At 73.6% G+C, this 11,728-nt stretch carries 9 protein-coding genes; 7 read left to right on the top strand and 2 right to left on the bottom strand.

The genetic code is table 11. The features are described from left to right. Window positions 1-72: 72 nt before the first annotated feature. The 5 genes from ACZ514_RS09620 to ACZ514_RS09640 all read left to right on the top strand — a co-directional run bounded on the left by ACZ514_RS09620 (window position 73) and on the right by ACZ514_RS09640 (window position 5,024). Window positions 73-1,221 (top strand): ABC transporter ATP-binding protein, encoded by a 1,149-nt coding sequence (locus tag ACZ514_RS09620; RefSeq protein ID WP_468166722.1) that lies wholly within the window; start codon window positions 73-75, stop codon window positions 1,219-1,221. Beyond that, a complete protein-coding gene (locus ACZ514_RS09625) occupies window positions 1,218-2,147 on the top strand; it encodes an ABC transporter permease (protein WP_468166724.1) in 930 nt (309 codons plus the stop codon). Before ACZ514_RS09620 ends, ACZ514_RS09625 begins: the two co-directional genes overlap by 4 nt. Then, window positions 2,147-2,941: an ABC transporter permease gene (locus ACZ514_RS09630; protein ID WP_468695593.1), complete on the top strand. Its 795-nt coding sequence runs from the start codon at window positions 2,147-2,149 to the stop codon at window positions 2,939-2,941. Before ACZ514_RS09625 ends, ACZ514_RS09630 begins: the two co-directional genes overlap by 1 nt. A 23-nt stretch (window positions 2,942-2,964) precedes the next feature. After that, window positions 2,965-4,383, top strand: coding sequence for an NAD(P)/FAD-dependent oxidoreductase (locus tag ACZ514_RS09635; protein ID WP_468166728.1), 1,419 nt, complete (start codon window positions 2,965-2,967; stop codon window positions 4,381-4,383). Between the two features lie 179 nt (window positions 4,384-4,562). After that, window positions 4,563-5,024 carry a hypothetical protein gene (locus ACZ514_RS09640; protein ID WP_469124452.1) on the top strand — a complete coding sequence of 154 codons (462 nt, stop codon included), beginning with the start codon at window positions 4,563-4,565 and terminating at the stop codon, window positions 5,022-5,024. Between the two features lie 53 nt (window positions 5,025-5,077). Here ACZ514_RS09640 and ACZ514_RS09645 read toward each other — a convergent pair whose 3' ends face one another. Continuing rightward, window positions 5,078-5,842, bottom strand: a complete 765-nt coding sequence (locus ACZ514_RS09645) for a phosphatase PAP2 family protein (protein WP_469124453.1) — start codon at window positions 5,840-5,842, stop codon at window positions 5,078-5,080. A gap of 155 nt (window positions 5,843-5,997) precedes the next feature. Further along, a complete protein-coding gene (gabT, locus tag ACZ514_RS09650) occupies window positions 5,998-7,332 on the bottom strand; it encodes a 4-aminobutyrate--2-oxoglutarate transaminase (RefSeq protein WP_469124454.1) in 1,335 nt (444 codons plus the stop codon). 240 nt (window positions 7,333-7,572) lie between these two features. On the opposite strand from gabT, the gene ACZ514_RS09655 reads away from it, so the two are divergent. Next, window positions 7,573-9,936: an ATP/GTP-binding protein gene (locus ACZ514_RS09655; protein WP_469124455.1), complete on the top strand. Its 2,364-nt coding sequence runs from the start codon at window positions 7,573-7,575 to the stop codon at window positions 9,934-9,936. A gap of 123 nt (window positions 9,937-10,059) precedes the next feature. Further along, window positions 10,060-11,640 (top strand): PucR family transcriptional regulator, encoded by a 1,581-nt coding sequence (locus ACZ514_RS09660; protein ID WP_469124456.1) that lies wholly within the window; start codon window positions 10,060-10,062, stop codon window positions 11,638-11,640. Window positions 11,641-11,728 lie beyond the last annotated feature (88 nt).

The raw sequence follows: 11,728 nt of genomic DNA on the forward strand, positions 1-11,728 counted from the left end.
CCGGGCCCACGCCCCGCCCCCCCCGCGCCCCGTCCGTCCCCTCCCCCGACACACCACCGAAGGCCCAGGCCCATGACCGACAAGACCGCGAGCGGCGACGTACGCCTCGCCGGGATCAGCAAGCACTACGGCTCCTTCACCGCCGTGCACCCGCTGGACCTCACCATCCCCCAGGGCTCCTTCTTCGCCCTGCTCGGCGCCTCGGGCTGCGGGAAGACCACCACCCTGCGCATGATCGCCGGCCTGGAGGAGCCCTCCACGGGCACCATCGGCCTCGGCGACCGCGAGGTCACCCACCTGCCGCCGTACAAGCGCCCGGTGAACACCGTCTTCCAGAGCTACGCCCTGTTCCCGCACATGGACGTCTTCGAGAACATCGCGTTCGGCCTGCGCCGCCGCGGTGTCGCCTCCGTCCGCAAGCAGGTCGACGAGATGATCGGCCTCGTCCAGCTCGGAGAGCACGCCCGCAAGAAGCCGCACCAGCTCTCCGGCGGCCAGCAGCAGCGCGTGGCCGTAGCCCGCGCCCTGATCAACCACCCCCAGGTGCTGCTGCTCGACGAGCCGCTGGGAGCCCTCGACCTGAAGCTGCGCCGCCAGATGCAGCTGGAGCTCAAGCGGATCCAGACCGAGGTGGGCATCACCTTCGTCCACGTCACGCACGACCAGGAGGAGGCCATGACCATGGCCGACACGGTCGCCGTGATGAACGGCGGCCGCGTCGAGCAGCTGGGCGCCCCCGCCGAGCTGTACGAGAACCCGCGCACCACCTTCGTCGCCAACTTCCTCGGCACCTCGAACCTCATCGAGGCCTCCGTCGAGTCCACCGGATCCGACGTGACCGTCTCCGCCTCGGGCACCACGCTGCGGCTGCCCGCCGCCCGGTGCTCGACCACGCCCCGCGCGGGCGGAAAGCTCCTCGTGGGCGTGCGCCCCGAGAAGATCTCCCTGGTTCCGGCGGCCGAGGAGTCCACCGTCGCGGCCGGCCGCAACAAGGTCGCGGGCACGATCGCCGACTCCTCGTTCATCGGCGTCTCCACCCAGTTCGTCATCGACAGCCGGATCTGCCCCGGGCTGGAGGTGTACGTCCAGAACATCGAGCGGGACAGCCGCCTCGTCCCCGGCGCCGACGTCGTCCTGCACTGGAACCCCGAGCACACCTTCGGCCTGGACGCCGCCCAGGACATGGAGGCCGGCATCGAGACGGTCGGGGAGGGCGCATGACGGCCACCGCCGCGCCCCCCGAGGCGTCCGCTCCCGCCGGGCCCCCGGTCCACCGGGCGGCCCTGAAGAAGCGCCTGGTCCCGTACTGGCTGCTGCTCCCCGGCATCCTGTGGCTGCTCGTCTTCTTCGTGCTGCCGATGATCTACCAGGCCTCCACCTCGGTGCAGACCGGCTCGCTCGAAGAGGGCTTCGAGGTCACCTGGCACTTCCGGACCTACTGGGACGCCCTGACCGAGTACCTCCCGCAGTTCCTGCGCTCCCTGCTCTACGCCGGCACCGCGACCGCGCTGTGCCTGCTGCTCGGCTACCCGCTGGCCTACCTGATCGCCTTCAAGGCGGGCCGCTGGCGCAACCTGCTGCTGGTCCTCGTCATCGCCCCCTTCTTCACCAGCTTCCTGATCCGCACCCTGGCCTGGAAGACGATCCTGGCCGACGGCGGCCCGGTGGTCGGCGCCCTCGACGCGGTGGGCTTCCTCGACGTCACCGGCTGGCTCGGGATGACGGAGGGGAACCGGGTCCTGGCCACACCGCTCGCGGTGGTCTGCGGCCTGACGTACAACTTCCTCCCCTTCATGATCCTGCCGCTCTACACCTCGCTGGAGCGGATCGACACCCGCCTCCACGAGGCGGCGGGCGACCTGTACGCCACCCCCGCCACGGTGTTCCGCAAGGTGACCTTCCCGCTGTCGATGCCGGGGGTGGTCTCCGGGACCCTGCTCACCTTCATCCCGGCGAGCGGCGACTACGTGAACGCCGAACTGCTCGGCTCCACGGACACCCGGATGATCGGCAACGTCATCCAGTCGCAGTACCTGCGGATCCTCGACTACCCGACGGCGGCCGCGCTGTCCTTCATCCTCATGGCCATCGTGCTGATCATGGTCACCATCTACATCCGCCGAGCGGGGACGGAGGACCTGGTCTGATGCGTTGGCTCCGCCGCAATCTCGTGGTCATCGCGGGCCTCGCCACGCTCGCGTACCTGATCCTGCCGAACGTCGTCGTGACGGTGTTCTCCTTCAACGACCCCACCGGGCGGTTCAACTACGCCTGGCAGGAGTTCTCCCTCGACGCCTGGAAGGACCCCTGCGGGGTCGCCGACCTGTGCGGCTCCCTCGCGCTCTCCCTCCAGATCGCCCTGTGGGCCACCATCGGGGCCACGGTCCTCGGCACCGCCATAGCCTTCGCGCTGGTCCGGTACCGGTTCCGGGCGCGCGGTGCGGTGAACTCCCTGATCTTCCTGCCGATGGCCATGCCCGAGATCGTGATGGCGGCCTCTCTGCTCGCCCTCTTCCTCAACATGGGCATCCGGCTGGGCTTCTGGACCATCCTCATCGCCCACGTGATGTTCTGCCTCAGCTTCGTCGTCGCCGCCGTCAAGGCACGCGTCCTGTCGATGGACCCGCGCCTGGAGGAGGCCGCCCGCGACCTCTACGCCGGACCGGCGCAGACCTTCCTGAGGGTCACCCTGCCGATCGCGGCCCCCGGAATCGCGGCGGGCGCGCTGCTGTCCTTCGCGCTCTCCTTCGACGACTTCATCATCACCAACTTCAACTCGGGCAACACCGTCACCTTCCCCATGTTCGTCTGGGGATCGGCCCAGCGCGGTACGCCCGTCCAGATCAACGTCATCGGCACGGCGATGTTCGTCATCGCGGTGCTGGTGGTCCTCGCCGGCCAGTGGGCCGGCAACCGCCGCAAGAAGGCACAACCGAAGTAGATCCCCGTAGGGAGTTGGAAGCCATGGCCCCAGTCGCCATGCGTAGTGTCGCGAAATCCCTTTCCGAAGCGAAGCCGGTCTCGTACTGGCTGGACGACCCCGGCCGCCCGGCTCCGCAGCCGGCCCTCACCTCCGACGAGCGCTGCGACCTGCTGGTCGTCGGAGGCGGTTACAGCGGCCTGTGGACCGCGCTGCTCGCCAAGGAGCGCGACCCGGGACGGGACGTCGTACTGATCGAGAGCAAGGAGGCGGGCTGGGCCGCCTCCGGCCGCAACGGCGGCTTCTGCGCGGCCTCCCTCACCCACGGCCTGGCCAACGGCCTCGCCCGCTGGCCCGGTGAGCTGGCCAAGCTGGAGGAGCTGGGCGCCCGCAACCTCGACGCCATCGAGGAGGCCGTCGCCCGCTACGGCATCGACTGCGACTTCGAGCGCACCGGCGAGATCGACGTGGCCACCGAGCCGCACCAGGTCGAGGAGCTGCGGGAGCTGCACGAGCAGGCCCGCCGGCTGGGCCTCGGCGCGGGCTCCGAGTGGCTGGACGGGGAGGCGCTGCGCGCGGAGATCGACTCGCCCACCTTCCTCGCGGGCCTGTGGGACCGCGACGGCGTGGCCATGCTCAACCCGGCGAAGCTGGCCTGGGGCCTGAAGCGGGCCTGCCTGGAGCAGGGCGTGCGGATCTACGAGAACACGCGCGGCCTGAAGCTGGCTCAGGCGGGCGCCGCGATGACGGTGGAGACCCCCTACGGCACGATCCTCGCCCGCCGGGTCGCGCTGGGCACCAACATCTTCCCGTCGCTGGTGCGCCGCATCCGCCCCTTCACCGTCCCGGTCTACGACTACGCGCTGATGACCGAACCGCTGGACGAGGCGCAGCTGGCCTCCATCGGGTGGAAGAACCGCCAGGGACTGGGCGACAGCGCCAACCAGTTCCACTACTTCCGGATCACCAGGGACCACCGGATCCTGTGGGGCGGGTACGACGCGGTCTACCCCTACCGGGGGAAGCTCGACTCCGAGTACGACCACCGCCCGGAGACCTACCTCAAGCTCGCCGAGCACTTCTTCACCGCCTTCCCGCAGCTGGAGGGGGTGCGCTTCAGCCACGCCTGGGGCGGGGCGATCGACACCTGCTCCCGCTTCTCGGCCTTCTTCGGCACCGCGCACCGCGGCCGGGTGGCCTACGCCGCCGGCTACACCGGGCTGGGCGTGGGGGCCACCCGCTTCGGCGCCGACGTGATGCTGGACCTGCTCGACGGCCGGTCCACCGAGCGCACCCGGCTGGAGATGGTGAGGTCCAAGCCCATGCCGTTCCCGCCCGAGCCCCTCGCCTGGACCGGGATCGCCCTCACCAAGTGGTCGCTGGCCCGCGCCGACGCCCGCGGCGGCCACCGCAACCTGTGGCTCAGGACGATGGACCGCCTCGGGCTCGGCTTCGACAGCTGACCCCCGTACGCCACGGCGCACACGCGTACGCCGGCACACTCGTACGCCCCGGCGCGCCCCCGCGGTCCACCCGGGTGCGCTTCACCTCCATGGAGTAACGCAACCCGCGTCATAGCCCCGCCCGGCCCCGCTCTCTCCCGGTGAGAACCACACCCAGACGAGACGACGGAGGCCGGGCGATGACGCTCCCGGGAGCGAGGACCGCGGTGGAATGGCTGGTTTCGGCAGCACCGGATCCGGCTGCCTGCCGGTGGGAGTGGGAGCGCGATCCCCTCGGGGTCGTCCTGCTGCCCGCCGGCCGGCTCTGGGACGTGCTGATCGTGCCGGGGGAGCTGGGGCTGCCCGCCCTCGACGTCCTGCGCCTGCTGTCCGTTCCGCCCGGCCCGGTGCTGGCCGACTCCGGGGACGCCCGGGTGGGGTTCTTCGTGCCCCCGGGCACGGCGGCCCGCTGGATCGGCACGGGCGTACGGGGGGCCGGGCGCGGGACCTGGATCGTGGTCCCGTACCCCGGCCGGGCGACCGGCGGCGTCCGCTGGCTGGAAGTGCCGGACGGGCGCGGCACGCTCACCGGCCCGGCGGCGCTGGAACTCGCGCTGCACGAGGCCGCGGCGGCACTGGCGGAGGAGCCCCGCAGGCCCTGACCGCCCGGACCCCGGCGGCGGGGCCGGGCCGCCCCGGTGCGGGGCGCCGGGGCTCAGCTCCCGCCGCGGGCGCCGGCCGCCCGGCGCACCGCCAGCAGCAGCGGTACGCACAGCAGGACGCCGCCCAGCACGTCGAGGGGCCAGTGGAACCCGCGCAGGACCAGGCCCGTGGCCGTCGCCGCCGAGAGGAGGACCGCGGCGGGCACCGGCCAGGGACGGCGGGTGTACGGGGCGAGGAGCAGCGCCGCGCCCACGTAGGCGGTCAGGGCCGTCGCCGTGTGGCCCGAGGGGTAGTACCCGGCGGCCCAGGGCTCCAGCGGGCCCGGCCGGGCGGTCCACGCCTTGAGCGGGACGATCAGCGCCGGCACCAGCGCCATCGCCAGGCCGGCCGCCAGCGCGGCGAGGCGCCGGCCGCGCCGGGCGGCGTACGCCATGGCCAGCGCGAGGACGGGGACGGCGACCGGGACGTTGCCCAGGTCCGCGAGGCGCTCGGTGACGGCGTCGGGCACGGTCCGCACGAGGGCGCCGCTGAGCGCGTGGTCCGGGACCAGGAGCGGCCCCGACACCAGGACCTGCCAGGTGATCAGGGCGAAGAGGCCGAGGCACAGGGCCGTGGTGAGGAGGGCCGGCCGCCCCGGAACAGGGGGGATGGTTCCGGGGCGGCCGGCCGGACCGGGTTGCCGCGCGCCCCGGGGGGTGTGGGGCGGACGGCCGTCCGATCGGAGAGGAGTGTGCGCGAACGCATGACCAGTACGGCGCTGGGGAAGCCCGGTACCGGTGTCGTCCCCGGTCTCCCGGGAACGGTCTGTCTCACTCATCTGCAGAAACCGTACGCCAGCGAAAAGGGGACCGACAGCGGGAACGCGCACCCGCCATCGGCCCCCCACAGCTTCTTCACAGCGCCCGCCCGTTACCGGTGGTAGGGGGCGGGCGCCGCGTCCAGGCGTTCTAGGCCTGCGGAACTGACGTTCGGTCAGAGCGCCGCGAAAGCACCCTCGATGATGTCCAGGCCCTCGTTGAGCAGGTCCTCGCCGATGACGATCGGCGGGAGGAAGCGGAGCACGTTGCCGTAGGTGCCGCAGGTGAGGACGAGCAGGCCCTCGGCGTGGCAGGCCTTGGCGAGCGCGCCGGCCGCCTCCGGGAACGGGGTCTTGGAGACCGGGTCCTTCACCAGCTCGATCGCGATCATGGCGCCGCGGCCGCGGATGTCGCCGATGATCTCGTACTTCTCCTGCATGGCCGTCAGGCGGGCCTTCATGACGGACTCGATCTTCTTCGCCGCGGCGTTGAGGTCGAGTTCCTTCATGGTCTCGATGGAGCCGAGCGCGCCGGCGCACGCCACCGGGTTGCCGCCGTAGGTGCCGCCCAGACCGCCCGCGTGGGCGGAGTCCATGATCTCGGCCCGGCCGGTCACGGCGGCCAGCGGCAGACCGCCCGCGATGCCCTTGGCGGTGGTGATCAGGTCCGGGACGATGCCCTCGTCCTCGCACGCGAACCACTGGCCGGTGCGGCAGAAGCCGGACTGGATCTCGTCGGCGACGAAGACGATGCCGTTGTCGTTGGCGAACTTCACGATCGCCGGGAGGAAGCCCTTGGCCGGCTCGATGAAGCCGCCCTCGCCGAGGACCGGCTCGATGATGATCGCGGCGACGTTGTCGGCGCCGATCTGCTTGGTGATCTGGTCGATCGCCTGGGCGGCGGCCTCGGGGCCGCAGTTCTCGGCGCCGGTGGGCCAGCGGTAGCCGTAGGCGACCGGGACGCGGTAGACCTCGGGGGCGAACGGGCCGAAGCCCTGCTTGTACGGCATGTTCTTCGAGGTCAGCGCCATCGTCAGGTTCGTACGGCCGTGGTAGCCGTGGTCGAAGACGACGACGGCCTGGCGCTTGGTGTACGAACGGGCGATCTTGACGGCGTTCTCGACGGCCTCGGCGCCCGAGTTGAACAGCGCCGACTTCTTGGCGTGGTCGCCCGGGGTCAGCTCGGCGAGCGCCTCGCAGACCTCGACGTAGCCCTCGTACGGCGTGACCATGAAGCAGGTGTGCGTGAAGTCGGCGAGCTGCGCGGACGCGCGGCGCACCACGGCCTCGGCGGAGGCGCCGACCGAGGTCACGGCGATGCCGGAGCCGAAGTCGATCAGGCGGTTGCCGTCGACGTCCTCGATGATGCCGCCGCCCGCGCGGGCCGTGAAGACGGGGAGCACGGAGCCCACGCCGCCGGCCACCGTCTCGAGGCGGCGGGCCTGCAGCTCCCGAGACTTGGGGCCGGGGATCGCGGTGACGATGCGACGCTCCTGCGGGACAGCGGTCATGGAGGGCTCCTGGGGGGTGTTTTCGGACGCACTTGTGTCTTTGTCCGCAGGCTAGGCCCGCCGGAGGGGGTAGGGCATGCTCCGTTCGGGAGTGGTGCCCGCGTGTCCTTGTCCGTGACGGCCATAGGAAGGAACCGGCGCCCGTCCCGCGGATCACCGCGGGGTGCGGGGCCAAGGGCCCGCCCGGGCACTAGATTGAGCGCCGCGGCGCGTTGGGAACGGGCAGGGGGCAGGGGTTTCATGAACACCGAGGGCACGCACGACGGACCGTCGACCCGCGAGGGTCACGTCCCACGGCCGGCGGGGCCGCAGCCGCCGCCCGGGACGCCGCCGAAGCCCCGGCACGCCCCCGCCACAGCCTCCCCCTTCACCGACTGGCTGCGCACCCCGCGCCCGGGGGCCGAACCGGGCGTCTGGCGCTTCGGACACGTCCCGCGCGCCGGGAGCGAGGAGGACCCCGTCACGGACCGGTCGCTGCTCAGCGGGGTGGTCATCTCCTTCCTCGCCTGCGTCCTGCTGTGGTCGCTGATCACCGACAACTACATCCCGTACACCGACCTGCCGGTCAAACTGCTCACCCCGCACGACTGGTGGGAACTCGGCGGCGCGCCCAGACCCGGGCCCGGCGTCGCCGCGCTCCAGGCGTACATGCTGCTCGTCACCGCGGCGCTGGTGGTGTGGTTCAGCCGCCTCGGCTCCTGGGGCCTGGCCTTCGAACGGCTCGTCGCGGCCCGCGGCCCCCGCGCGCGGGTCCTCGGCGCGGCGGCGCTGGCCCTGTTCGTCGTGGTGATCATCTGGACCCGGACCGTGCCCCTCCTCGGCCTCGTCGGGGGCCACCTGCCCTACGCGCAGATGAGCCCCGGCGTGCAGCAGCTGGTCACCTGGCTCGTGTACGGGGTGGTGCTGGCACCGGTCCTGGTCTTCTTCGCCCGGCTGGCCCGCCGGCCCGCCCCCGCTCCGGGGGCCGGGACGGCCCCCGTGCAGGCCGCCCCCGGCGCCGACCCCGCCGACTGGCCGGAGCTGCGCGCGGCGGGACTCGCCGCGGCCGCCGAGCGGCTGGGCGCCGAAGCCGCGGCCGGGCGGATGAACGACGTGGACTACACCCGCATCCGGCGCGCCTGGGAGTCCGTACGGGCCGACCCCACCCGGCTGCGGGCCTTCGACACCGCCGTCCGGGAGAAGGGCGCCGCCGCCTGCGTCCACCCCTCCGGCGACCGCGACCTGCCGGCCCGGGCCGCCCGCCACGACCTGCTGGCCCGGCAGGTGCTGCTCGGCACCGTCGAGGACGGGGAGCGCAACCCCTACGCCCGCCGGGGCACCGGCCTCGCCCTCGATCCCGGCGTGCTCGGCACCTCCCTGCTGGCCGTCGGCCCCTCCGGCACCGGCAAGACCGCCCGCCTCGTCCGGCCCGTCGTCGAATCGCTCGCGCTCCAGGCGCTGGCCGGCCGCGCCGCCGTCGTCGCCGTCGGCGCGGCCGGTGCGCAGCTCGGCCCCGACAGCGCCTACGACATCGTCGTGCGCGTCGGCGACCCCGCCTCCGTCCACGACCTCGACCTCTACGGCGGCACCGCCGACCCCGACGAAGCCGCCGGCCTCCTCGCCGAGGCCTTCGTCGGAGACGTCCCCGGCGTCGACGTACGCCGGGCCGCGACCACCCTCGCCCAGCTGATCGGCCCCTTCCGGGAGGCGTACGGCCGCTTCCCCGCCGTACCCGAACTGCGCGAACTGCTCGACGGGGTGCCCTCCGCCCTCACCGCGCTCCGCCAGGCACTGGAGGGCACCGGCCGGCAGGCCATGCTCCGCGAACTCGACGCGCGCCTGCGCCAGCAGGGTGCCCCCGGGGACCCCGGACCGGCGCTCGCCGGCCGGGCCGCCCTCCTGGACCGGCCCGCCTTCGCCGGCTTCTTCGACGTCGGGGCCTACGACGCCCGGGCGGCCGCCGGCGGCTCCGAGCGGCGGGGGCGCCCCTTCTCCCTGCGCGCCCTCGAACACCCCGTACGGGTCCGCGTCGACCTCCCCGAACGCGGGCACGCCGACGCCTCCCGGATGCTGGCCCGGCTGCTCCTCGCCCAGTTCAACGCCTCCGCCGCCGCCCGCGCCGACCGCTCGCTGTTCGCCTTCCTCGCCCTGGACGACGCCGCGCACACCCTGACCCCGGAGACCGTCCGCGGCGTACAGCGCCTGCGCTCGGCCAACGCCGGGGTCCTGCTCACCCTGCGCACCCTGGACGACGTACCGGAGCCCCTGCGCACGCCGCTGCTGGGCGCGGTCGGCTGCCGGATGGCGTTCTCCGGGGTCACCACCTGGGACGGGCAGCGCTTCGCCGAGGCCTGGGGCACCGAGTGGGTCGAGACCCGGGACGTCACCCACCGGACGGTCTTCGCCGACCAGCCGCTGACCCGGGCCCTGCACGCCTTCCGCAAGCTGGTCACCGGGAAGGCCGTGACCACCGACGCGGTCACCGTGCGCCAGGTCGAGCGCGAACGCTGGTCCGCCTCCGAGCTGGCACATGCCGTGCCGCCCGGCTGCGCGGTGCTGTCACTGACCTCCGTACGGGGGGAACGGGCCGCTCCGCTGCTGCTCCGGCTGTCGGGGACCGGCTGAGCACCGGCGTGCGCACCGGCTGAGGGGACCCGTACGGGATGGCAGAATCGAAAGGGTCGTTCATACGACACGGCGAAGACCCGCTCCGCGGCCCCGTCCCCCTCCCTCCCCGTCTGGAACCCGATGCCGCTCACCCTTGCCTCGCTCGTCCAGCACTCGGCGCTCAAGCTCACCGTCCGGGCCGGGGAGAACCGCCTCGAGACCCCCGTGCGCTGGGCCCACGTCAGCGAACTCGCCGACCCCGTGCCGTACATGGAGGGCGGCGAGCTGTTGCTCGTCACCGCGATGAAGCTCGACGCGGACGACCCCGAGGAGATGCGCCGCTACGTACGGCGGCTGGCCGCCGCCGGGGTCGTCGGCATCGGCTTCGCCGTCGGGGTCAACTACGAGGCCATCCCCGAAGCACTGCTCCAGGCCGCCCGCGAGGAGGACCTGCCGCTGCTGGAGGTGCCGCGGCGCACCCCGTTCCTCGCCATCAGCAAGGCCGTCTCCGCCGCGCTGGCCGCCGACCAGTACCGGGCCGTGACCGCCGGCTTCGAGGCGCAGCGGGAGCTGACCCGGGCCGCGCTGTCCTCCGACGGCCCCGCCGACCTGCTGGCGAGGCTGGCGGCCCACGTGCACGGCTGGGCCGCGCTGTACGACACCTCCGGCGCGGTCGTCGCCGCCGCCCCCGACTGGGCGGCGCGGCGGGCCGCCCGGCTCACCCCCGACGTGGAGCGGCTGCGGGAGCGGCCCGCGCCGGCGAGCGCGGTGGTGGGCGGCGCCGAGGACCGGGTCGAGCTCCAGTCCCTCGGCACCGGGCGCCGGGCCCGGGGCGCCCTCGCCGTCGGGACCGCGGCCCCGCTGGGCACCGCCGAGCGGTACGCGGTGCACTCTGCCGTCGCGCTGCTGACCCTGACCACGGAGCGCTCCCGGTCGCTGCACGACGCGGAGTCCCGGCTGGGCGCGGCGGTGCTGCGGATGCTGCTGGAGGGGGAGCCGGAGCACGCGCGGGCCGTGGCCGGTGATCTGTACGGGGCCCTGCTGGAGGCACCGTTCCGCATCATCGTCGCCGAGCCGGCGCTGCCCGGGACGGCCCAGCCGGAGGGGCTGGCGCTGCTGGCCGACGCGGTGGAGTCGGCGGCGGCGCGGACCGGGGAGACGCTGCTGGTGGTCCCGGAGCCGGGCCGGCTGGTGGTGCTGGCCGCCGACGGCGGCTCGGCGGCACAGGCGTGCGCCGACCACGCGGAGGCCCAGGAGTCCCGGCGCGGCCGGGACGCGGCCGGGCCGGAGCCCGACGAACTGGTGGTCGGCCTGTCGGCGCCGGCCGGCCCGGCCGGGGTCGCGGCGGCCCTCAAGCAGGCCGACCAGTCCCTCGCGGTGGCCCGGCGGCGGGGGAGGGCGCTGGTCGAGCACGAGGACCTCGCGGCGGGCTCCGTCCTGCCGCTGCTCGCCGACGACGCCGTACGCGCCTTCGCGGACGGCACCCTGCGGGCCCTGCGGGAACACGACGCGACCGGCCGCGGCGACCTGGTGGCCTCCCTGCAGGCGTGGCTCTCCCGCCACGGCCAGTGGGACGCGGCCGCCGCCGACCTCGGCGTCCACCGCCACACCCTGCGCTACCGCATGAAGCGCGTCGAGGAGATCCTCGGCCGTTCCCTGGACGACCCGGACGTCCGGATGGAGCTGTGGCTCGCCCTGAAGGCCAGCCCGCCGGCCTCCTGACCGGAGTACCGGGAGAGGGACAGTGCCAAAGCGGAGCAGGGGCGCGGGAAGGTGCTCCATGCCGGATAAACACCGAAAGCCCGGCGGA

The sequence above is a fragment of the Streptomyces sp. NPDC034086 genome, from assembly GCF_055575515.1.